This is a genomic window from Campylobacter concisus ATCC 51562 (genome assembly GCF_000466745.1).
GTDB classification, from domain to species: domain Bacteria; phylum Campylobacterota; class Campylobacteria; order Campylobacterales; family Campylobacteraceae; genus Campylobacter_A; species Campylobacter_A concisus_B.
The window spans coordinates 199823-222450 of record NZ_ANNI01000001.1 but is presented as its reverse complement, the minus strand read 5'-3'; the positions used below and the strand labels follow the sequence as shown (position 1 = coordinate 222450).

At 37.9% G+C, this 22628-nt stretch carries 22 protein-coding genes and 6 tRNA genes; 7 read left to right on the top strand and 21 right to left on the bottom strand.

Annotated features, from left to right (window positions below; genetic code table 11):
* Positions 1-194: 194 nt before the first annotated feature.
* The 13 genes from ATCC51562_RS01125 to tig form a co-directional block, all read right to left on the bottom strand.
* Positions 195-279, bottom strand: a tRNA-Leu gene (locus ATCC51562_RS01125).
* A gap of 15 nt (positions 280-294) precedes the next feature.
* Positions 295-371 (bottom strand) — tRNA-Arg (locus tag ATCC51562_RS01120).
* Between the two features lie 15 nt (positions 372-386).
* Positions 387-463, bottom strand: a tRNA-Arg gene (locus ATCC51562_RS01115).
* 6 nt (positions 464-469) lie between these two features.
* Positions 470-546, bottom strand: a tRNA-His gene (locus ATCC51562_RS01110).
* A gap of 9 nt (positions 547-555) precedes the next feature.
* A tRNA-Pro gene (locus ATCC51562_RS01105) sits at positions 556-633 on the bottom strand.
* 429 nt (positions 634-1062) lie between these two features.
* Complete coding sequence (locus ATCC51562_RS01100) at positions 1063-1785, bottom strand: TerC family protein (RefSeq protein WP_021090387.1); 723 nt, start codon at positions 1783-1785, stop codon at positions 1063-1065.
* Complete coding sequence (gene purN, locus ATCC51562_RS01095; protein ID WP_021090256.1) at positions 1778-2365, bottom strand: phosphoribosylglycinamide formyltransferase; 588 nt, start codon at positions 2363-2365, stop codon at positions 1778-1780. The genes ATCC51562_RS01100 and purN overlap by 8 nt, the downstream gene beginning before the upstream one ends.
* A complete protein-coding gene (locus ATCC51562_RS01090) occupies positions 2347-3750 on the bottom strand; it encodes a bifunctional ADP-dependent NAD(P)H-hydrate dehydratase/NAD(P)H-hydrate epimerase (protein ID WP_021090279.1) in 1404 nt (467 codons plus the stop codon). The genes purN and ATCC51562_RS01090 overlap by 19 nt, the downstream gene beginning before the upstream one ends.
* 2 nt (positions 3751-3752) lie before the next feature.
* Positions 3753-5258 (bottom strand): YifB family Mg chelatase-like AAA ATPase, encoded by a 1506-nt coding sequence (locus ATCC51562_RS01085; RefSeq protein WP_021090204.1) that lies wholly within the window; start codon positions 5256-5258, stop codon positions 3753-3755.
* Positions 5255-5773, bottom strand: a complete 519-nt coding sequence (gene def / locus ATCC51562_RS01080) for a peptide deformylase (RefSeq protein WP_021090360.1) — start codon at positions 5771-5773, stop codon at positions 5255-5257. Before def ends, ATCC51562_RS01085 begins: the two co-directional genes overlap by 4 nt.
* Positions 5774-5787: 14 nt before the next feature.
* On the bottom strand, positions 5788-6810 hold the full coding sequence (locus ATCC51562_RS01075; RefSeq protein ID WP_021090321.1) for a GGDEF domain-containing protein: 1023 nt from the start codon (positions 6808-6810) through the stop codon (positions 5788-5790).
* Between the two features lie 8 nt (positions 6811-6818).
* On the bottom strand, positions 6819-7409 hold the full coding sequence (gene clpP, locus ATCC51562_RS01070; RefSeq protein WP_021090273.1) for an ATP-dependent Clp endopeptidase proteolytic subunit ClpP: 591 nt from the start codon (positions 7407-7409) through the stop codon (positions 6819-6821).
* Positions 7409-8740: a trigger factor gene (tig, locus tag ATCC51562_RS01065; protein WP_021090208.1), complete on the bottom strand. Its 1332-nt coding sequence runs from the start codon at positions 8738-8740 to the stop codon at positions 7409-7411. Before tig ends, clpP begins: the two co-directional genes overlap by 1 nt.
* Positions 8741-8877: 137 nt before the next feature.
* Between tig and folE the strand changes: the two genes are divergently transcribed.
* Both folE and fliI read left to right on the top strand, forming a co-directional pair.
* A complete protein-coding gene (folE, locus tag ATCC51562_RS01060; protein ID WP_021090409.1) occupies positions 8878-9450 on the top strand; it encodes a GTP cyclohydrolase I FolE in 573 nt (190 codons plus the stop codon).
* Positions 9451-9461: 11 nt separating this feature from the next.
* Entirely contained in the window at positions 9462-10754 is a 1293-nt protein-coding gene (gene fliI, locus ATCC51562_RS01055) for a flagellar protein export ATPase FliI (protein ID WP_414531033.1), read from the top strand.
* A gap of 789 nt (positions 10755-11543) precedes the next feature.
* On the opposite strand, the gene ATCC51562_RS01050 is transcribed toward fliI, so the two are convergent.
* Genes ATCC51562_RS01050 through ATCC51562_RS01030 form a run of 5 tightly spaced genes read right to left on the bottom strand, consistent with a single transcriptional unit; the run spans position 11544 to position 17510 of the window.
* Complete coding sequence (locus ATCC51562_RS01050) at positions 11544-13277, bottom strand: ATP-binding protein (protein ID WP_021090285.1); 1734 nt, start codon at positions 13275-13277, stop codon at positions 11544-11546.
* Positions 13277-14953 carry a fatty acid--CoA ligase gene (locus ATCC51562_RS01045; RefSeq protein WP_021090367.1) on the bottom strand — a complete coding sequence of 559 codons (1677 nt, stop codon included), beginning with the start codon at positions 14951-14953 and terminating at the stop codon, positions 13277-13279. Before ATCC51562_RS01045 ends, ATCC51562_RS01050 begins: the two co-directional genes overlap by 1 nt.
* A gap of 12 nt (positions 14954-14965) precedes the next feature.
* The gene (locus tag ATCC51562_RS01040) at positions 14966-16195 is read right to left on the bottom strand and encodes an OmpP1/FadL family transporter (RefSeq protein WP_021090393.1); all 1230 of its coding nucleotides are present in this window, start codon (positions 16193-16195) and stop codon (positions 14966-14968) included.
* Positions 16192-17043, bottom strand: coding sequence for a deoxyribonuclease IV (gene nfo / locus ATCC51562_RS01035; RefSeq protein ID WP_021090216.1), 852 nt, complete (start codon positions 17041-17043; stop codon positions 16192-16194). Before nfo ends, ATCC51562_RS01040 begins: the two co-directional genes overlap by 4 nt.
* The gene (locus ATCC51562_RS01030; RefSeq protein ID WP_021090303.1) at positions 17040-17510 is read right to left on the bottom strand and encodes a hypothetical protein; all 471 of its coding nucleotides are present in this window, start codon (positions 17508-17510) and stop codon (positions 17040-17042) included. The genes nfo and ATCC51562_RS01030 overlap by 4 nt, the downstream gene beginning before the upstream one ends.
* 68 nt (positions 17511-17578) lie before the next feature.
* Between ATCC51562_RS01030 and ATCC51562_RS01025 the strand changes: the two genes are divergently transcribed.
* A tRNA-Glu gene (locus ATCC51562_RS01025) sits at positions 17579-17653 on the top strand.
* Between the two features lie 82 nt (positions 17654-17735).
* Here the strand turns inward: ATCC51562_RS01025 and ATCC51562_RS01020 are convergent.
* Positions 17736-18296: a manganese efflux pump MntP family protein gene (locus tag ATCC51562_RS01020; RefSeq protein ID WP_021090407.1), complete on the bottom strand. Its 561-nt coding sequence runs from the start codon at positions 18294-18296 to the stop codon at positions 17736-17738.
* Between the two features lie 109 nt (positions 18297-18405).
* Here ATCC51562_RS01020 and ATCC51562_RS01015 point away from each other — a divergent pair, with 109 nt between their 5' ends.
* Both ATCC51562_RS01015 and ATCC51562_RS01010 read left to right on the top strand, forming a co-directional pair.
* A complete protein-coding gene (locus ATCC51562_RS01015) occupies positions 18406-19155 on the top strand; it encodes a DUF4197 domain-containing protein (protein WP_021090355.1) in 750 nt (249 codons plus the stop codon).
* Positions 19152-20033 carry a DMT family transporter gene (locus ATCC51562_RS01010; protein ID WP_021090235.1) on the top strand — a complete coding sequence of 294 codons (882 nt, stop codon included), beginning with the start codon at positions 19152-19154 and terminating at the stop codon, positions 20031-20033. The genes ATCC51562_RS01015 and ATCC51562_RS01010 overlap by 4 nt, the downstream gene beginning before the upstream one ends.
* Here the strand turns inward: ATCC51562_RS01010 and ATCC51562_RS01005 are convergent.
* Positions 20030-20755, bottom strand: a complete 726-nt coding sequence (locus tag ATCC51562_RS01005; RefSeq protein WP_021090343.1) for a class I SAM-dependent methyltransferase — start codon at positions 20753-20755, stop codon at positions 20030-20032. The two genes, ATCC51562_RS01010 and ATCC51562_RS01005, sit on opposite strands and share 4 nt — an antisense overlap.
* 46 nt (positions 20756-20801) lie before the next feature.
* On the opposite strand from ATCC51562_RS01005, the gene ATCC51562_RS01000 reads away from it, so the two are divergent.
* Positions 20802-21194 carry an acyl-CoA thioesterase gene (locus ATCC51562_RS01000; RefSeq protein ID WP_021090236.1) on the top strand — a complete coding sequence of 131 codons (393 nt, stop codon included), beginning with the start codon at positions 20802-20804 and terminating at the stop codon, positions 21192-21194.
* Here ATCC51562_RS01000 and ATCC51562_RS00995 read toward each other — a convergent pair.
* A complete protein-coding gene (locus tag ATCC51562_RS00995; RefSeq protein ID WP_035167123.1) occupies positions 21185-21544 on the bottom strand; it encodes a Fur family transcriptional regulator in 360 nt (119 codons plus the stop codon). The two genes, ATCC51562_RS01000 and ATCC51562_RS00995, sit on opposite strands and share 10 nt — an antisense overlap.
* A gap of 147 nt (positions 21545-21691) precedes the next feature.
* Here ATCC51562_RS00995 and ATCC51562_RS00990 point away from each other — a divergent pair, with 147 nt between their 5' ends.
* On the top strand, positions 21692-22627 hold the full coding sequence (locus ATCC51562_RS00990) for a metal ABC transporter solute-binding protein, Zn/Mn family (protein ID WP_021090401.1): 936 nt from the start codon (positions 21692-21694) through the stop codon (positions 22625-22627).
* Position 22628: the final 1 nt, after the last annotated feature.

Sequence of the window (22628 nt, the reverse complement as noted above, 5' to 3'; positions counted from 1 at the left end):
TGCGTTGGATTCGAACCAACGGCCCCCTCATTAAAAGTGAGATGCTCTACCGACTGAGCTAGCAAGACATTTGCTTAAAAAAGAATTGAGATTATACAAAAAACATTATTGCATGTCAAGAAACAAGAAAAATATCTAATATCTTCTACAATAAATGCTGATTATATAAGACTATTTCAAATTATAAAAAAGAATGGTGCGGATGAAAGGACTTGAACCTTCACGCCGTGGGGCACCAGATCCTAAGTCTGGCGTGTCTGCCAATTTCACCACATCCGCACAACAATAATAAAGTGGTACGCCCATCAGGATTCGAACCTGAGGCCTACGGCTTAGAAGGCCGTTGCTCTATCCAGCTGAGCTATGAGCGCATAAAGTATTTTAAGTGGCGCGCCCGATAGGAGTCGAACCCATAACCTACAGATCCGAAGTCTGTCGCTCTATCCAATTGAGCTACGAGCGCCCAAAATGGGGTGAGTGATGGGAATCGAACCCACGACCCTCAGGACCACAATCTGATGCTCTAACCGACTGAGCTACACTCACCATCTAACATGGTCGGGGTGAAAGGATTCGAACCTTCGGCCCTCTGGTCCCAAACCAGATGCGCTAACCAGACTGCGCTACACCCCGCCTGAGTCGTGTTTGTAAGTTTATGCCACTACCTCATTAAAAAGTCGTATTTTAACTTGTTTTTTTTATAAAGTCAATTAAAAAACACTTAAATTAATAGAAATTATATATAAAAGATAATTCAATCAAAAATATTAATTAATACTTCGCCAAATACTTAATTTTTTACACACGCAAGCTTTTTATACTTCTCTATTTTACTACCTAGCTATAAAGTATGTCCTTTATTTCACGGATTTTTAAGTAGCTTGACACGAATATTTTACACTGATATTACAACAAAACAAACATCGATCTACTATCTATTATGCATTTTATGCTTATCAAAATTTTACCTTCAAATTTCAACAGATTTATCTTTTCGGGCTAAAATTTTTTGATTAACATTTTATCCATCATATCATTAGCTTTTTCATCATCGTAAAAATATTATTTAGCTAACACTTTCTTTTTAGCATAAATATTTATACTTTCCACTGCCAATGAAAATGCCATCGCAAAATAGATATACCCCTTTGGAATATGAAATCCTAATCCTTCAGCAACGAGCGTCATGCCCACAAGCACCAAAAATGCAAGTGCTAAAATTTTTATAGTCGGGTTATTATCTACAAAATTAGAAATACCTTTTGACGCTATCATCATTACACCAACTGCTAAAATAACAGCTATGATCATTATCTCTATATGCTCAGCCATTCCAACAGCCGTGATAACACTATCAAGAGAAAAAACAATATCCAAAACAGCTATCTCACTTACAATAACCAAGAAATTTGCATGTGATTTTTTACTATTTTTATGCTCTTCGCCCTCACCCGAAACACTAGAATGTATTTCAAGGGTTGATTTTACGAGTAAAAATAGACCGCCTAGTATAAGTACCAAATCTCGGCCGCTTATACTAAATTCTGCGATAGTAAAGAGTGGCTTCGTAAGCTTCATGATCCAAAACAATGAAAGTAAAAGTAAAATTCTAGTCACCATAGCTAGCCCTAGGCCAACGATCCTACCACTACCGCGCTGCTCTGGAGGTAGTTTACCTACCAAAATAGCGATAAATATAATGTTATCTATGCCTAAAACTATCTCTAAGCCAGTTAACGTAAGTAGCGATATCCACGCTTCTGGCGAACTAAACCATTCAAACATTTGCTTCCTTTGTTAAAATTTTTATTATGCTCTCAGGCAAAATTTCATGCTCTATCGCATGGATTTTGCTCTCCCAATCCTCCAAACTCATACCATCTTCTCTTTCAAACGCTCTTTGTGCGATGAGTTTACCTCCGTCAAGCTCCTCGCTCACGTAGTGTACGCTAACTCCGCCAAGCATCATCTCGCTCTCAAAGCTCTCTTTTATCGCATGAGCGCCTTTAAAAAGTGGCAATATAGATGGGTGTAAATTTATGGCTTTTATCTTTGATGTAAAAACAGGAGTTAATATCCTCATAAACCCAGCAAGCACCGTTAGTTCAGCGCCGCTTTTTAAAATTTGTTCCACAACTGCAGCGTCAAATTCTTCTCTATTTGCAAATTTGGCACTCTCTATTATCGTCGTATCAAGCCCAAATTTCTTAGCACGCTCGATGCCATATGCTCCTGGCTTGTTGCAAATACAAAGGCAAACTTCGATTTTTATACCATTAAAAATTTGATTATGAACTTTTTTAAGTATCGCTTCTAAATTTGAGCCACTACCGCTAAAAAGTACGGCTATTTTTTTCGTAAGCATTTTACTCCTTTTATAATGTCTGTTGGCTCGAGCGCGTAGCTGTTTTTGCCAAAATTTCTAAGGCTTAGTGCATGAGCTAGTGTAGCCGATATGGCAGCATTTAGTGGCTCATAGCCTTGAGCTAAAAGAGCAAGTACAAATCCGCTTAGCACGTCACCACTGCCACCTTTTGCAAGTATATTTTTACCATAAGGCATGATATAGATTTTTCCATCTTTAGCAATTATTGTATTTGCGCCTTTTAACACGAGCACGGCCTTAAATTTCTCGCTCCAAGACTTAGCATAAGCAAATCTATTTTCTTGTAATGTTTTTACGTCGATATCTGCTATATTACAAAGATTTAAAAGTGAACAAAACTCCTTTGGATGGGGCGTTAAAACACAGTTTTCATTTAGTAGTTCAAGCACTTTTGCGCTGTAAAAGATATCAGCGTCAAGAACAAGCTTTTTGCCTTTTAAAATTTGTGTATCAAGCTCTTCTACGCCCTTTTTGCCAAGCCCCATGCCAACGGCTCCGGCATTCATTTTATCGCTTATCTTGCTAGCTTGCATGATCTGCGTTGGCAAATTTAGACTCTCATTGCTTATCACGCTAACTAGCCCAGTCCCAAAAGCAAATGCTGCCTTTGCGCAAAGTTTGCTAGCTCCTATGTGCTCGCCAGATACAATAAATGCGTGGCCAAAGTCGCCCTTATTTACGCACTGATTTTTTCTATTTGGAAGCACAAGGTCGCGTTTTTCAAGCAAGTGATAGTCGCTCTCGCATTCGTAGTTTTGCGCGCTTATGCCAAGATCAGCGACCTTTATCTTGCCAACAAAGTCCTTTGCCGCGTCGCTATAAAGCCCAAGCTTTCTAGCTCCCATCGTGATAGTGGTGTCTGCTTTTACGCAAGCACCTAACACTTTGCCATCACTACTTAGTCCACTTGGCATATCACAAGCGATGGTGTAAGCAGGGCTTTTGTTTATCTTTGAGATAAGCTCTATGTGATTTTTGTCTAAATTTCTATTTAAACCAGAGCCAAAAAGTCCATCTATGACACAGTCCGCCTCTTTTAAACTAATGTCTATATCGTGGCTTTCGTGCACATTAGCTAGTTTTGCACGTTCAAGCTGCTTACTCGCAAGTAGCTTTAAATTCTGACTAGCTAAGATAAATTCGCATTCAAACTCGCCCTCAAGCATTCTTAACGCGCAAAGCACATCAGCACCGTTATTCCCACCACCGCAAATACCTAGTACCCTCATACCTTTTTTAAATTTCTTACGGATGAAATTTGCTATGCCAGCGGCAGCGTTTTCCATTAAAAGCTCTTCACTAAGGCCAAATTTCTTACTCGCTCGCTCGTCTAAAATTCTTGTATCTAAATATAAATTTTTCATCTTTATGCCCTAAAACTAAGCGCCTCTAAGATGTGAGGCTTTAAAATTTGCTCACTCTCATCAAGGTCAGCGATACTTCTAGCCACTCTAAGTGTCCTTTTTATGCCTCTTTGAGAAAGATTGTACCTCGAGGCTGCCTTTTGTAAAATTTCTCTTGCTTCATTATCCAGTAGACAAAATTTTTCTACTTGTGCATCATTTAGCTTGCCGTTTAGCTCATCTTGATCGCGCTTTTTTTGAAACATAAACGCCTTTAAAACCATATCGCTCATCTGTTGTGAGCTCAAACTCGCCTTGTCACCTGGCGAACTCTCGTCCATAGCAACTTTTAAATCAATGCGGTCAAGCACTGGAGCTGAAATTCTTGATTTATAGTTTTTTATCTCGTTTTCGCTGCATTTGCAATTTAGATTGCGAGAGAATAAATTTCCGCAAGGGCAAGGATTTTGAGCTGCTACAAAGATAAATTTCGTTTCATAAGTCACTTTTGAATTCACTCTTGCGATGTGGATTTGATTGTCCTCTAGTGGCTCTCTAAGACTCTCGATCACTTGTTTAGAAAAGTGTGGAAATTCGTCAAAAAATAGCACTCCACCATTTGCAAGTGCGATTTCGCCGATCTTTGCGACATTTGAGCCACCACCAAATATTGAACTTTTTGTCGAGGTATGATGTGGTGAGCGAAAAGCTCTAGTGCTTGTAAATTCACTATCTTGAAGATTTAAAGAGCGGTAAGCGGCAGACTTTAGCACCTCTTCTAAGCTTTGTGGCGCCATGATATAAACTAGGCGTTTTGCGCACATACTTTTGCCGCTTCCTGGGCTGCCTTCAAATAAAATATTGTGCATACCAACGGCCGCAATAACGCAGGCTCTTTTTGCGCGATCCTGACCCAAAACATCCCTAAAGTCAAGCTCGAAGTTTAAATTTGGAACATATCTTTTGCCAGAAATTTCTATCACATTTGAAAATAGTTCATGAGTGGCGTTAAAACGTATACTTTTTGCAAATTCTGCGTCATTAAAAAATCTAATCGCTTCCTCTAGAGTACTAACCGCATAAATCTCTAAATTTGGGATCATAGAAGCTTTTTGCGCTATCTCTTTTGACACTAAGACTTTTACGTTTTTTACCTGCGTGCTTAAAAAAAGTAAAATAGAAAATAAATTTGCTGTGCTTTTTACGCTTCCATCAAGCCCGAGCTCGCCAAATACAAAAATTTTCTCTAAGCTTTTTGTCTTTTGAAGAGCTATAAGAAGAGCGATAGCTAGATCAAGATGTGAGCCACTCTTTGGTAGATCTGAAGGGGATAAATTTATGGTTATCTTTTGTGCTGGGAAGGAAAAATCAAGCGCTAGAAGTGCTGCCTTTACGCGTTCTGTGCTCTCTTTTATACTTGTGCTTGCAAGCCCAACGATGCTAAAACCAGGAAGCCCACGAGAGAAGATAGACTCAACGTCAATTATCTTTAGCCCATCGCCGTAAGTAGCACATCTTAAAGACTTCATGAAGCTTTTTCTTTTTTTTGCTTTTTGTATTCCTTATCAAATTTTTTGCGTTTATTAAAGCCGATTTTTTCTATAAAAAGATGTCCATCTAAATGATCATTTTCATGCTGGATAGCGATAGCCAAAAGCCCATCAGCCTTTAAGCTTTGCTCTTTGCCAAAGCGGTCTTGATATTTGATGGCCACAACTTCATTTCTTTTTACATCTTCATAATATCCGGGCACACTAAGGCAGCCCTCTTGATAGACACACTCACCCTCACGTAGCTCAAATTTTGGATTTATGATCTCGATTAGATTTTCTTTATCTTGTACGCCATCGTCATTGGCTAGATTTATAATAAAAATTCTTTTTGCGACACCTATCTGAATAGCTGCAAGGCCGATGCCCTCTTTTGCAATCATCGTATCATACATATCATCAAGTAGTTTGTGAAGTTCCTCATCAAAATTTTTAACTTCTTTTGAAACTTCATAAAGTTTTTTATTTGGATAAGATAAAACCTCTAAGATCAAGCTCAAACTCCTACTTATTCACCCAAAAATATAGGCTGCTCATCATCTTGTGTTAGTATTAGTTGATCTAACGAGTAAGAGATTAATTCTTCAGCACTTCTTGTTTTTGTTATCATGCTTGAAACCACTTGGATGTCGAGTTTGCACTCTTCACCATCTATCTTCCAAGGTATAGACGAAAGCATATTTAAAATTCTGCTACCGGCTTGTTTTGTGCCATTTTCATCAGTATATTTCATAACCATCGCAAAACAGCCATCACCGTAATGAGCTACTATATCGCTTCTTCTAGAAGTTCTTAAAAGAAGCTGTGATATAGCTTTATACATATTGTTTCGCTCTTTTAAATTTTTAACACGATTTGTAAATCTATCTTTTGCTCTTACTAGTAAAAACGATGCGTTATAGCCATATCTTTTAACAGCTTCTACTTCACTTTGCACTGTGGCTACTAGAAATTTTTTATTATAGACGTCATATGTCGTATCATAAATCGACTGCTCTTCAATAGATTTAAGCATCTTGGCTACTTCGTCATAGCTTACTTTAATGACATCAAGATGCTTATCCATAAGGCTGTTTAATTTTATTAAGTCATGGTTAAATGCGCTTAAAACATTTTGAAGAGCTAGGATATTTGTATTGTTTTTGAGTGCATCCATGCGCTTTTGCACTAGGCCTCTCATGATGCCTAAATTTTTATAGATTAGCACCACAGCTTGAAGCATGCTTTTTATTTGGATAAATCCTTGCTTTATCTCTTTTTCAATAGATATATTGCTGCCTGATGGCACTGAGATCTCGGAATTTATGACTATCATATCACCGATCTCTTTTCTAAATTCATCAGGCTGCCCATCAAGCATTTTCTCAAAATAAATAGAGTAATTATTTGGCGTAGATGGAACATTATCGTCGCTTAATTCATGCAAAACATTTTCTGAAAATCTGTAGATATCTACCTTTTCTTTTTCTAGAATATGTTTTACCTCAACCACTTTTTTCTTAGGGTCTGGTGCATTATCTATCTTTATCACTTTGGGCCTTATTTAAAACTTTTCTCCAAAATTTTATCAACAAGTCCGTACTCTTTGGCTTCGGCCGAACTCATAAAGAAGTCACGTTCAGTATCTTTTACGATCTTACTTAGCTTCTGACCTGTATTTTTGGCCAAAATTCCGTTTAAAATCTCTTTCATACGCAAAATTTCACGAGCTTGTATCTCGATATCAGTCGCTTGTCCTCTAGCGCCGCCAAGTGGTTGGTGTATCATGATGCGAGAATTTGGCAATGCATATCTTTTACTTGGCGCACCACAGCTTAGCAAAAATGCACCCATACTAGCAGCTTGGCCGATGCAGATCGTGCAAACATCTGGCTTTATGTAGTTCATCGTGTCATAGATACTAAAGCCACTTGTTATCACGCCACCTGGTGAGTTTATATATAGATAGATATCTTTATCTGGATCTTCAGCCTCTAAAAATAACAGCTGAGCGACGATAGAAGCAGCCATGCCGTCCTCTATCTCGCCACTTAGCATAACGATCCTGTCTTTTAAAAGACGGGAATATATATCATAGCTTCGCTCACCTCTACTAGTTCTTTCAACTACGACAGGAACGTAATAGCTCATTACTCGGCCTTCTCTTTTTTACTTGCTTTTTTCTCGTCTTTTTCTTTGTTAAATAGCTCACCAAATAGCTTCTCTTCGATCATTGACATCTTTATTGCTGGAAGCATGCCTTGGTTGCGGTACATCTCAAGGTGTGCTTTTGGATCTTGACCACTTCTATACGCCTCAAAATAGATCGCTTGAACAACCTCTTGATCGCTTACTTTTACGCCTCTTACGCGAGCTAGTTCATCGATGATAAAAGTTAAACGAACGCTATTTTCAGCGTCTTTTCTAAACTCGTCACGTTTTTTAGAAAGAGCATCTTTGTCCTCTCTAAATTTTTTCATATCATCTGGAGTAAATGAGCTCCATGCGTTTCTAAACTGCATATCGATCTCTTGCTCGACAATATTTTTTGGCACATCAAATTTAAATTTCTCAACCGCAGCCTCAGCAAATTTTGGCTTAAGCTCATCATTTATAAGTTTATAAATTTTCTCTTGGCGGATTTGCTCTTTTATACGCTCATCAAGTAATTCTTCAGTTGGCTTTTCTTCATTTGGAAGTAAAGTTTTTAGCATCTCTTCATCTAGTTTTTCAGGAATTTTTCTCTCTTGAATTTCATGAAGTTTTATTTTAAAGATAGCATCTTTGCCAGCTAAATGTGCAGCGCCATAGTTTTCTGGGAATTTAACCTCGATATCTTTTTCGCCACCAGCTTTTATGCCTACCATACCATCTTCAAAGCCTGGAATGAATTGATTTGAGCCGATCTCAAGCACATAGTTTTCAGCCTTGCCACCATCAAATGCAACGCCATCAACAAAGCCTTCAAAGTCAAATTTAGCAAAGTCACCAACTTTTAGGCCTCTTTTGCCATCAATTTTTTCAAGTGGAGCTATCATTTTTAAAAGTTCAGTTTTTTTCTCATCGATATCTTTTTTCAATACACGTGGATTTGAAAACTCAGGTATCAAGATCTCATAGCCGCTCACATCAACGCTTGGTTTAAATGAAACTGTTAGCTCAACATCGATCTTTCCATCTTTTCTATCAAATTTTGAAACGATAGGCTCGCCGATAAGGTCATCGTTTTTCTTGCCTGCTTGTTTTATAGCCTCATCAACAACATCTCTTAAGACATCTTGCTCAGCATCGTTTGTTAGCTCTTTCTCGTAGCGTTTTAGCACAATAGCAACTGGCACATGGCCTTGTCTAAAGCCGTCTACTTTCATAGTTTTTGCTGCTTTTTTTGCTAGTTTCTCTACGCTAGACTTTATAGCATCTGCACTTACAGTTGTGCTAGCTAGGGTATTTACGCTATCTAGAGCTTTTGTTTTGATTTCCATCTAATTCCTTTATGAATACAAATTTTTAGCCCAAAATATAGCAGATTTTTCCTTATTTCATTGTAAATTTGTAAATTTTTATAGATATAAAAGGCGTTTTAACGTAGAATCTAACAATAAAATTATGGAGAAAATTTATGCAAGAGAGTTTTGAAAATTCGGTTAAAAACATGCTAACAATAATAGGCGAAGATCCAAATAGAGAAGGGCTTATAAAGACGCCTGAGCGTGTCTTTAAAGCATTTAAATTTCTAACTAGCGGATATGATGAAGATCCAAAAGAGGTTCTTGGTGACGCACTTTTTACTAGCTCAAATAATGAGATGGTTCTCATGCGAAACATCGAGTTTTACAGCCTTTGCGAGCACCATTTGTTGCCTATTATCGGCCGCGTGCATGTGGCATACATTCCAAATGGCAAGGTCGTTGGCCTTAGTAAAATTCCACGCATGGTAAATATCTACGCAAGACGCTTGCAAATTCAAGAGCAGATGACTGAGCAGATCGCAAAAGCGCTTGAGGACGTAATCGCTCCAAAAGGTGTTGGAGTTGTCGTCGAGGCTAGACATATGTGCGTTGAGATGAGAGGTGTGCAAAAGATAAACTCAACTACGACAACCTCAGCGCTTAGAGGCTGCTTTATCAAAAACGCAGACACAAGACGAGAATTTTTCTCGCTTATAAACTCTCCTAGGGAAACGCATTTTTGAGCTTAGAGCATATAAATTTAAAGCTTAAAGAGGGTGTGAAACTCTCAAACACCTTTGGCATCATAACCAAAATCACAGCTACAACTATCGAGATCACTGGACTTCGTCCAAGTATCGGTGACATCGTGCGAATAGTTGCAAAAGATAAGAGCAAAAATGGTCTTGGCATGGTTACGCAAATAAAGACAGATGGCGCTTATATCAGCCCATTTGGCTTTGTCGAGGGCTTTAGGATAGGCGACTTTGTCTACGAAAGTGATCAAGGTATGAGCATACCTGTGGGGCCAAATTTACTAGGCCGCGTGGTCGATCCATTTATGAAGCCGATTGACGGCAAAGGAGTGATTGAAACGACTGAATATATGCCGATCATGAGAGCACCGATAGATGCGATGAAGAGAGGGCTTATAAATGAGCCTTTTAGCGTTGGTATAAAGACGATAGATGGACTGCTTACTTGCGGCAAGGGGCAAAAGCTAGGAATTTTTGCAGGCTCAGGCGTGGGCAAATCAACCCTCATGGGCATGATCGTAAAAAACACACTAGCTCCCATAAAAGTAGTCGCGCTAATAGGCGAGCGTGGCCGTGAGGTGCCTGAATTTATAGAAAAAAACCTAGGTGGCGATCTGGAGGGCACGGTTATCATCGTAGCAACCAGCGATGATAGCTCACTCATGCGAAAATATGGTGCATTTTGCGCGATGAGCGTGGCTGAATACTTCAAACAGCAAGGTAATGATGTGCTTTTCATCATGGATAGCGTGACACGTTTTGCGATGGCGCAGCGTGAGATCGGCCTTGCACTTGGCGAGCCGCCTACATCAAAAGGCTATCCACCAAGCTCGCTCACACTCTTGCCTCAGCTAATGGAGCGTGCTGGCAAAGAAGAGGGCAAGGGCAGTATAACGGCGTTTTTCACCGTGCTTGTCGAGGGTGATGATATGAGCGATCCGATAGCTGACCAAAGTCGCTCTATTCTAGACGGACACATCGTGCTAAGCCGCGAGCTAACGGACTTTGGAATTTACCCACCTATCAATATCCAAAACTCGGCCTCGCGTGTCATGGGAGATGTGATCAGTAAAGAGCATAAGCTAAATGCGATGAAATTTAAGCGCCTTTACTCGCTTTTAAAAGAAAATGAGGTCTTGCTTCGCATCGGTGCTTATCAAAAGGGTAGCGACAAGGAGCTTGACCTTGCGATCTCGAAAAAAGAATTTATGGAAAATTTCTTGAAACAAAGCTCAGAAGAGGTCTTTGCGCTTGAAGAGGTCGAAGAGCTACTCGATAAGATCAATCAGTAAATTTCTAAAATTTATAAGCCTTTTTACAAAATTTGACCGCTAAAAATTTTATGACTTTTTGGATTTTGCCAAAAATATAATCAAAATTTTTATATTCATTGTCGCATTACTTCTTTACTTCGGATGTAAAAATTGCGCTCAAAGACTTATAAATTTATATTTTCTCATCTCTTTTTTAATTTCAAAAAGCACTGCTACAAATATCATAAAAGAGAATTTGAAATTTATGAGGCTTTTTATTTTAGACTTCGTGAGACGGCTATTTTTGTATTACACAAAATGACAAGGTTTTAATAAAACTTTTTTAAAGCACCAAACGTGCAAATATGCATTCCAAACAGCGATCACAAAGTGGGCAAATTCCAAAATTTGGGTTTTACAAAAACTACCCATTTACAAAGTCTGCGATAATAAATTAGAGATAGGCGGGTGAGCTAAATTTATAATATGCTGATATCTGTCTTGCTGTAAATTTTAGTGGCAATCATGGCGTAAATTTAACTATGAAAGCAAAATTTTACTTTTAGATCGTAATCTCTGGCACTTTAAACTTCGCCTCGCAACAAAAAGTATATGCCATATAAGATGTAAATTTTGAAAGAGCTTAAGAGCCAAGACCTATTTTTTCTCATCAAAGCTTGAGTTTAGCTTACACTTTCCCTGACTTTGGCGGCGGCAAACGCATAAATTCTAATTAGATAAAAGCAAATTTCTCGTCAATGTCAGTGGCTCTTGCTATATTTATATTTGTTTAAATTTATACAAACAATAGAATCAAGAGAGAAAGGCTTAAGAGCCAAATCCCATCTTCTTATCTTCGCCAAAACTTGAGTTTAGCTCGCGCTCTATCGTCGTTTTGAAGTCCTCAAAGGTAAAAATCCCATCATCTTTTATCGCAACTTTCAATGCGGTATTTTTTAGCGCAAGGACGATCTGCGCGCCACTTAGGTTAAACTCAGCCAGTCTTTCTACGCTAAAGCCATCTTCAAAGCTTGCATTTTCAGGCAAAATTTTACGCCAAATGGCAAGCCTGCCGTTATAATCAGGCTTTTTAAACTCGATCTTATAGTCAAACCTTCTAGAAAACGCCACATCAAGGCTTTGTAAAAAATTTGTCGTGGCGATCAGCACGCCCTCAAAACGCTCGATCTGCTCTAAAAAGATATTTTGCATTTGATTATGCATCTTCTCAGCCCCGCTCGAGCTCTCCACTCTCGTGCTTAAGAACTGATCGGCCTCATTTAGCAAGAGCACCGGCTCGCTGCCACTTTTTTTGCAAATTTCTTTGTAAGTATCAAAAATTTTCCTTACATTTTGCTCGCTCTCGCCGACATATTTACTTAAAATTTTTGAACAGTCAAAGCTTAAAATTTGCTTCTTTAGGCTCTTTGCAAGCCCAACTGCACTCATAGTCTTACCAGTGCCAGGCTCACCGTAAAAGATGATCTTGGCATCTATATTTTTTCTAGTTTTTATGCCCCAGCTGCTAAGTCTAGCAAGCACTTTTTTATCGACTTGCTTTAGTATCGTACTTAAAAGCTGCTTTGTCTTTTCGTTTAGCACGACGTCTTCTAGGCTCGTTACTGGCTCTATAAGCTCAAAAATTTCTTGCTCTTTTACTAGGCTTTCGATCTTGATTTTCTTGCTATTTTTGTCATTTTTTGGGTGCATTATGCTTTGCAAAATTTCTTCATTTATAAAAAAGCTCTTGCTTACGTTGCCATAAGCGTTTAAAACCTCGTCATAGTCGATTAGAGCGCCCTCGATGAGCCTTGAGCCATCCTCTAAAAGAGTACGATTTTTGATACGTTCAAGCTCGTCTTTGCTTATTAGTCCAACTAGCGTGTTTAGGTCGCGACCATTTTCAAAGTCGCCCGCATATTCCTCTTTTAAAAGGGCTAAAAATATAATCTGCTCTTTTTCATCAAGCGAATTTTCTTTAAAAATTTGCTCTATTTTTAGGCTAATCTTGCTTAGTTTGACGCGCTCGTTGATTCGCTTTGTAAGCTCAGAAATTTGCTCATTTATGCGCTTTTTTGCATCACTTGAGCCATCGCCAAAAATAGCAGCCTTTGAGTAAAGCTCTACTTTTAAAAACTGATCTTTTAAATACTCCAAATGATCCTCATATGGCGCAAGCTCTGGTAAATTTATATCAGCGTTGCCATCTTCAAGAATTTTTAAAAATGTGGCTGATAGAGAAATTTCAGAATGAAGCAACGAAAGAAGTCCTTGAGCTGAAGCCCTTTGCGTGCTCTCAGGTATTTTAAAAAGACTATAATTTTGTACAATCCAACCGCTATCAAGCAAATTTTTTATAAATTTTAGATACAAAAGCTGCTTATCATTTTGTGTGCCAAAGACTGCTCCAAGTAGCTCAAAAACGCTCATATTAGCCGTTCCTTGCACATAAGCTTTACTTAGATATTTTAAAATTTCTCCCTCTTCATCGCCGCACTTTATCAGCTCGTAAATTTTACTTTTTTTGAGGTCCTGGTTTAAAAAATCAAGCAAGTATTTCACTAAAATTTATCCTTCATCTGCTCTATTTGCTCTTTTAATACACGTTTTAGCACCTTGCCAGTAGCATTTCTAGGCAACTCTTCGGCAAAATAGATACTCTTTGGTATCTTGAAATTTGCTAAATTTTTCTTCAAATGCTCTCTTACTGTTTTTTCATCAAGATCCATGCCATCTTTTACCTGAATAAACGCCACAACCTCTTCATCGGCATGTACATCTTTTACGCCAATTACCGCTGTTGCTTCAACTGCTTCAAGTTTGTAAATAACCTCTTCGATCTCGCGCGGATAGATGTTGATACCCTTTGATATGATAAGATCTTTTTTACGATCAACGATATAGATAAAGCCCTCTTCATCGACTTTGCCAAGGTCTCCAGTCTTTAACCAGCCATTTATGATGGTCTCATCAGTGATGCTTGGCATACCATAGTAGCCTTGCATGACACAGTCACCCTTTACAATGATCTCACCGATCTGGCCAACTGGAAGCTCCATCATCTCATCATTTACTATCTTCACCTCATATCCATCAAGCACAGGCCCTACACTTAAAAGCTTTTGTTTATCATATAAATTTGCAGCTACAACTGGCGAGCATTCGCTAAGGCCATATCCCTCGACAAGTGTCGCGCGTGGAAATTTCACTCTAAAGTCATCTATCGTCTGCTTTGCAAGCGGAGCTGCACCACTTACAAATAATCTAATGCGGTTAAACCATCTAAAATACCAAGGAATTTTTGCCTTACCGATAGCTGTATAGATAGCTGGGATTCCCAAAAATACAGTTACACGCTTTAACAAAGTTTGCTTTAATACATTTGAAAATGGAAATACTGACTTTACAAGTACCATCGATGCACTCGCAAATATCGGAAGCAACACCATTGCAGTTAGCGTAAAACTATGAAACATAGGCAAAAATACAATAAACCTATCGCTCGTTTTAACAATAAAACGATCATGAGCTCCAATTAAATTTGAAAAGATATTTTTATAGCTTATCATCGCACCCTTTGGCTTGCCAGTAGTGCCTGAAGTATAAATTATATGCATTAAATCATCTATTTTCGGATGCTTTGCGATACTAAGAGCATATTTATGATTTAGAGTTTCTGCAAAATTTACGTTTTTAACAAGACCATTATTTTCATAGCCCTTACTCATATCCTCTTTTGAAATTTGAGGTGTTGAAGTAAGATACGCGCTCTCGCCATACTCTTCATCAGTGTCTATATATTCATCTTTTGAAGCACTTTGAAGTTTCTTTGGTATTGCTCCGATCCAGATTATCTTTCTTAAAATTTCAAGCTCATTTAATGCGATTAACTCTTTTGCAAGCGAGCTAGACGCAAAAAGCACCTTTGCACCGCAATCATTTATGATATATTCAAACTCGTTTGCTTTTAAAAAAGTATTCATAGGCACTGCGATACCGCCTATTGCGGTTGTCGCAAGGTATGAGATGATAAATTCTTTTGAGTTTGTAACCGCCATAGCTACTTTATCACCAAATTTTACTCCAGCAAGTTGCAAATAAGCCGCCACTTTATCGACATTTTGCTTTAATTCGCGATATTTTAGCTTCTCTTTTTCTTCAAAAAGAACTACTTGATTTGGATTTTCCTTTGCTACTTTGGTTAAAATTTCATAAAAATTATTATAAGAGTATCGCATTACTGACCCTAACTAAAATGTATATTTAAAAGTCGTACCAAGGATTTGGATCGTACCAGTATCAAATTCCCCTGACATTTTTCCATTAGCTGTTGAAATACTTGTTGCACGCTTTTTGTCACGGTGTTGATAAACATATCCAAGTGCCATTTCAAGATTTGGCGTAAATTTATAATTTACTCCAAAAGAATACACCTTAGATGTAGTATTTGGAAGCTCTAATCCAGTATGCTTACTGCTTGTAATGTCTTCATCATAGGCAAAGCCAGCCATTAGCCTAAATTTTTCATTTACGTCGTAGGCAAGACCTAGTCTGTATGTATTTGTATCTTTTGCATTTTTTATGACTGGATCGTCCATGAATCTTGCAAAAGCTGGATGCGAGTGAGCTGGGCCTTTATCCATGTATTCAAAGTCATAGCCTTTAAATTTAGACCAATACGTCCTCTCAAAAGCTAGTAAAAGAGTAAAATCGCTAAATTTATATCCAGCAGCAAGCACAAGCTGAGCAGGAAGTGGGATCTCGACTTTTGTTTTGCCATGATAGCTTATAAGCGATAGCGCTCCGTTAAAATCAGCATCTGTATGGCCTTTAAGTTCTAAATTTACATTTGAGCGGTAAGTAACAGCAAAGCTTAAATCCTCAATAGGTCTATAAGTAAGCGCGACATTATAGCCATAGCCCATACCATCGCCTTTTATCTCTCTGTAGCCTATTCGTCCAAAGTCACTTGCTATCTTACCTTTGGTGTAAACGCCTCTAGCACCAAGAGCAACGGCGAGCTTATCGTTTATGCGGTAAGCTACGGTTGGATTTAGCTCAACAACTTGTAGCTTAAACCTTTTAGCGGTAAATGCGGTAGCTGGATCCTCCCATGATACACCAACAGCAGCAGGAACGGCAAGAGCTAAACCAAATTTCCAGTTTTCATAAATTTCTGGCGTTACAAAACTAAATGTACCAGCTAGCGAGTCAAATTTTTCTGACCCATAGCTTTTACCACTATCACTTTTAAACTCAAGCTTATTTATATGAAACCAGCCAAGCGTGCTTTCAAAATGGTGAAGCCCGTCTAAAAACATCATATTTGCAGGGTTAAAATACGCCGCATCAGCCCCAAAACTAAAGGCCACGTTGCTAGCAGCAAGGCCTAAAGAATCAGCACTTTGCTCAGGAACCTTATAGCCTCCAGCATTTAGCAAAGTAGATGTTGCAATAATGCTTAATAGCACTTTTTTCATAGTTTTTCCTTTTCGAAATTTCTTAAAATTTTTATCTCGTCTTCCCAAATACTCTCGTCAATCGTCTCTAATATTAAAGGAATTTCGCCTATTTTATCATCATTTATTATATTTTTAAAAGCACTAAATCCAAGCTCGCCTTTGCCAAGACTCTCATGTCTATCTTTTTTTGAACCAAGCCCAAATTTTGCATCATTTAAATGCATACCGGATAAAAATTTATAGCCGATGATCGCATCAAATTCCCCCATAGTTTTAGCATAAGCCTCTTTACTCCTTAGATCATATCCAGCAGCAAATGCGTGACAGGTATCAAAACAAACACCAACCCTACTCTCATCATCTGCTCGCTCTATCAAATAAGCAAGCTGCTTAAAACTAGAGCCTAAATTTGAGCCTTGTGCAGCTGTATTTTCGATGACTAGCTTTACACCGCTTGTGCGTTTAAGTGCCACGTTCATGCAGTTTGCGATATTATCTAAGCACTCTTTTTCGCTTATTTGTTTTAGATGTGAGCCTGGATGAAAATTTAAAAGCTCTAGCCCAAGCTTACTGGCGCGATCTATCTCATCCACAAAGGCTTCAAGCGACTTTGCTCTTGCCTCCTCATCCGGATGGCCTAAATTTATCAAGTAACTACTGTGTGGCAAAACATGCTTTGTGCTTATGCCAGAAATTTTTAGATTTTCTTTAAACTGCTCTATTTCGCTGACGCTTAGCTCTTTTGCATTCCACTGGCGTTGATTTTTTGTAAAAAGTGCAAAGGCATTTGCTCCTATTTTTGCAGCATTTAAAGGTGCATTAAACACGCCCCCAGCCGCACTTACGTGAGCTCCGATGTATCTCATTTTAACTCTTTTATTATCACTCTTATTTTATTTTTGCTATCTATAAATTTGACGTAGTTATCGCAAACCTCGTATTTTATAAAATATGAACTTAGATCTTGACTAAAACCACACTCCGTATTCACCAAGCCTTTGCCATCATAAATCTTTTCTTTTTGCAAAATTTCCTCAAAAAGGCTCTCATAATGCGGGGCTAGAAAAAATTTCTCATTAAACTCAGTCTTGTTAAAGCAAGCATTATTTATGCAAATTTTATCTCTTATGCTTATATTTGCGGTGTTTACACCGGAGCTATAAATTTGCAAATTTAGCTCATTTTTATATTTATGGAAAAATCCAACGTCATTTATCTTGATCATTGGAGAAAATAAAGTAACTTGAAAAGCTTGTGAATTTTGCGGCGTTTTGGTAGCTACGCAACCTGTAAAAATAAAAACAGATAACAAAGTAAATAAAAAATTTTTCAAAAATTTTTCCTTATTAAACTAAAATTAAGTATAAAAGAAATATAATCCCAATTTCATAACCGACATGTGGCCCATTCGTCTAGCGGTTAGGACATCGCCCTTTCACGGCGGTAACACGAGTTCGAGTCTCGTATGGGTCACCACTTCTAAAAATCAAAATCTTATCCATATAAGCTTTAAAATATAGTTAATCTTAAATATTATTTTTAATTGTTATTTTAAATTTTACTGGACTGTGCCGCTTTCAATTAAATGTGTTATTAAAATTTTAAAACCTAGAAAAATTAATATCGCTCCTCCCAGAAAGAGCGCCTTTTTCTCTAAAATTTCACCCATAAATTTACCTATATAAAAAGCAATCAGACTTAATGCAAAGCAGACTACACCAATGATGAGTGAGCTTTGAAAGATATTTATCTCTTCAAAGCTAAGTGTGACGCCAACGGCAAGAGCATCCACACTAGTAGCAAACGCCCCATACAAAATGGTCTTAAATCCTATCTTAAGATACTCACACTCCTCTTTGCTACAGGCCTCTTTAAACATTCTAAAACCAAGAAAGCAAAGTATAAAAAATGCAATAAAATGATCAACCGAGCTTATAAATTTTGCAAAACTAACACCTAAAAGATAACCAAGAAGCGGCATAAGAAACTGAAAAAAGCCAAGCATAAAAGCAATAAATAAAATTTTATTAAGAGCTAAATTTTTATACCTTGCACCATTTGCCATATTTAGTGCCGCACTATCCATACTAAGAGCGAAGCTAAGAAGTAAAAGTTGCATAATCTTCCTTTAGAAAAAAGGGTGAATTCTAGTGCAAAAAGATTAAATTTATTTTAAGTGTTTAGATATTTTTTGTATGATTTTGCTTTAAATTTAAAAAGGAGAGAAGATGAAAAGATCTCTTGTTATTCTTTGTGGCGCGCTTGCTTTAAATTTACAAGCCGCAAGCATGGACGATATGATAAATAAAGGCGTCAAAATAGCCACTCACGCATCAAGTGGCGATTATAAAAGCCTAGTTAGCGAGGCACTAAATGCCGCTGTTAGCGAGCTTTCAAAAGAGGGCTTTATAAACAATGCCACAGCTAAAATTCCGCTCCCAAAAAGCCTTGAGATGGCGTCAAATTTAGCCAAAAAAGTAGGCGGCGAGAAGTGGGCGCAGGACCTTAGCAAGTCGATAAACAACGCTGCGACCACGGCCGTGCCAAAGGCTGCTGAAATTTTTAGCGAAAGCATAAAAAATATGAGCGAAGCAGATGTCAAAAAGCTCTTTAACGGCGGCAGTGACAGCGTTACGAAATATTTGCAGCAAAGCTCCAGCCAAAAGCTAAAGGCGGCATTTACGCCAATAATTGAGAAAATGATGAGTGATAATAGCTTTGCGACTGCCTATAATGGGCTAAATTCTTTCATCGTCGGCTCAGCAAAAAATAATGAAACGATAAAATCAGTAAAGAGCCTAGCTAAAAATTTAGGTGCAAGCGAGTATGTGCCAGATGACGGCGAGGACCTAAACGCATATATCACAAGAAAGACGCTAGATGGGCTATTTAACGTGATGAGTGAGAAGGAAAAGGGGCTAAGAAGCGGCTTTAGCCTAGATAGTGGCAAAAAGGTACTTGACTCGATCTTTAAATGAAAAATTTAAGCACGCAAAACAGAGCTGACATCGCACTCATCGTAGTTGCCATCGTTTGGGGCGCTACGTTTTTACCTATGGCAAATGCACTAAAAACAAATAGTGTCTTTGTCATGCTCTTTTGTAGATTTTTTATTTCCGCTATCTTTATGGGACTTATAACATTTAAATTTTCTATAATTTTTGATAAAAGAAGTGTAGTTTATGGCATTATCCTTGGCGTAGTTCTATTTGGCTCGTTTGTTGCTCAAACTTACGCTCTAAAGCTTACTTTTAGCTCAAGTGTTGCTTTTATTACAGGGCTTGAGTGTGTGATTGTGCCTTTTATGACAGCACTCATTTTTAAAAATAAAATAACCATTTTTGCTATTTTGGGGGCGCTTGTTGCCATTTTTGGGCTTTGGCTCTTAAGTGGCGCCACGCTAGCACTTGGGAGCGGCGAGGCACTTGCCCTACTTTGTGCCATATTTTATGCACTTTACACGAGCTTAAATGGCCACTTTGTAAGAAAGTGCGAGCTTTATTTGCTTGTATTTGTGGTATTTCTCACCGTCTCTTTACTCTCATTTGTCTTTGCATTTATTGAAGGTAGTGTGGTGCCAAATTACGATAGGGAATTTTTTATAGCAATTTTCATCACTGCATTTATTGGCACTATTTTTTGCTACTTTGTACAAACCATCGCTCAAAGATATACAACAGCCAGCAAAGCAGCTTTATTTTTCTGTCTTGAGCCAGTTTCTGCTGGCTTTATCGGCTATTTTTTCGCTGGTGAAAAGCTAACACTCATACAAATTTTTGGCGCGATCTTAATAATCTTTGGAGTTATATTTAGCGAATTTGGTAAAAAATTTTTCTCTAGATCAAAACTAGTTTAAAATACAAAAAGCTTCATTTGTGAGTCTATTTTCTCATCTATAAACTCACCGTCAAATCTCTCTTTTAACATCGCTAAAACCGCCTTTTCATCGTAGTTTTTGGCTCCATTTATCTCAAGGTGCCAGCAGATATTCTCAGCAGCTTCTTGCATGCTTCGTCTTGCGATCCTTGTCTCATTTAAAATTTCACTCTTATAAGCTATGCCTTGCTCATTTAGCCACGCTTCAAGCCTATTGACAATATTTTTTTGAGAGAGAGTGCGTCCAAATTTTTCAAAAAATGGCTCAATCAAATCAGAGCTTCTAGGCTTATCCCAGCCAAGATAGAGTTTTTGTTTTGCGATGCTATGAAATTTAGCAAAATCTTCATCGCTAGCAATCGCTGGACTCATCGTGCAAATAGCGATATCAAAGTGCTTTGTAGGCTTAAATTCTCTCCAAGAGCAAACCTCGCCGGTTAAATTTGTCACGCCAAATCTTTTAGCATCTTCATTTAAAATTTCTATCATATTTTTTGAGCTATCGATACCTGTTATATCTTTTGCAGTTTTTGATAAAAATATCGTCCAAACACCTGTACCACAGCCTATATCGAGAATTTCTTTACCGCTAAAATCAACTCCCCAAGCTAAGGCTTTAGCAAAAATTTGTTGCTGAATAGCACTTACTTTGCCATCAAACCTTTGATAATTTGACGCCTTTTTATCCCATAAATTTTGCATTTTAGCTCCTTATTTTTGGTTATAATTCTAGCAAAAAAGGCCATAAATGAAAGATTTTATCTACAAAGTAATAATCCCACCACAAGCCATTGATATGCACGGACACATGAATAATGTCTATTATTTCACTCTTATGCAAGAGGCTGCATTCGCACACTCTGCTGCAGTTGGCGATACAGTTGAGGCGCAGTATAAAAGGGGTGAAATTTGGCTCATTAGAAAAAATGAAGCTAAATATATAAAAAGCGTAAAATTGATGGATGAGATAGAAATTCACACTTACACGCAAGCTGAGGGCAAAGCGACTTCGTGTAGATATTTTGAGTTTAAAAAAGATGACGAGCTAATAGCAACTGGCAAGACCGAGTTTGTTTATGTTGATCTAAAAACAAATCGTCCAAAAGCCATTCCGGCTGAGATAATCGCTCTTTACTCGTGATCACACTCATCACAAACGCCTTTTATCACGGCGCTTTTTATATTTTTAGCGACGTTTAGATGGGGCATATCGATATTTGTGACTTTATGACAGACATCGCAGATAAAGTACGCTTTTGCCTCATTTGCCAGTTCGTAGTAGCTTTTATGATTATTTTCAGTTTTTATGACAAGACCCTTTTTTTCAAAAATTTCTATACTTCTATAAAAAGTAGTTTTATTTGCATTAAGGCTTTCTAGAATTTCATCATAACTTAATGGAATTTTGGCATTTTGCAAAATTTCAACGAGCTTTATGCGAAAAGTAGTTGCCTTGATACTATGCTCTTCCAAGAAATTTCTTGCATTCATCCTTGCCCTTTTTATTTTTTGTATATTAACGCTAAAAGTTTTAAATTTCATTTAAAAAGTACTATATTTAGGCTTTTGTTCTTTAAGTTGCAACCAAGTTGCAATCTGCTAAACTTCCGCAATATTTTTTCAAACAAAGGAGAGATGGTGAGAAAGATTTTTGTTTTTTTAGCAGTTTGTGCTTTGTCACTTTTTGCAAAGCCAGTTGTTACGACTAGTATATTGCCTACAAAATTTTTTGTTGAGCAAATCGCTGGTGATACACTAAGCGTAAATACAATGGTTGGCAAAGGTGCTGATCCGCACACTTATGAGCCAAAGCCAAAACAGATGAAGGAGCTTGAAAAGAGCGAGCTTTACTTTGCTATAGGCATTGAGTTTGAAGATACTTGGCTAGAGCGTTTTTCAAAATCTTTTAAAAATTTACACATTGTAAAAACACAAGAAGGCATCGAAAAGATAGCTATGAGCGATGAACACGAGCATCACGAACATCACGAGCATCACGAGCACAAGCATGAGGGCGAGCATAAACATGAGCATCACGAGCACCATGACCATGACCACGAAGCTGGCGAGCATCATCACCATCATCATGATGGCCTTGATCCGCACATTTGGCTTGATCCGGTTTTAGTAAAAACTCAAGCTGATAATATAGCCAAGGCATTAATAGAGAAATTCCCGCAAAATGCAAAGCTCTATGAGGAAAATTTAGCTAAATTTAAAGCTAATCTTGACGAGCTTGATAGCTTTATCAAAAATACTCTAAAAGATGTTAAAACTCGCGAATTTATCGTATACCACCCATCTTGGGGATATTTTGCAAAACGCTATAACTTAGAGCAAATTGCCATCGAGATAGAGGGCAAAGAGCCAAAGCCAGCTGAGTTAAAAGAGCTCATCGAAGAGGCTAAAGAGCACGGTGTAAAGGTTATTTTCGTGGCTCCGCAGTTTCCAACAAAGGCTGCAAATTTAGTAGCAAAAGAGACTGGCTCAAAGGTCATAAGCATTGATCAGCTCCCAGAAAATTGGCTAGATGAGATGAAAAAAACAGCAGAAATTTTTGCTAAGAGTCTATAAA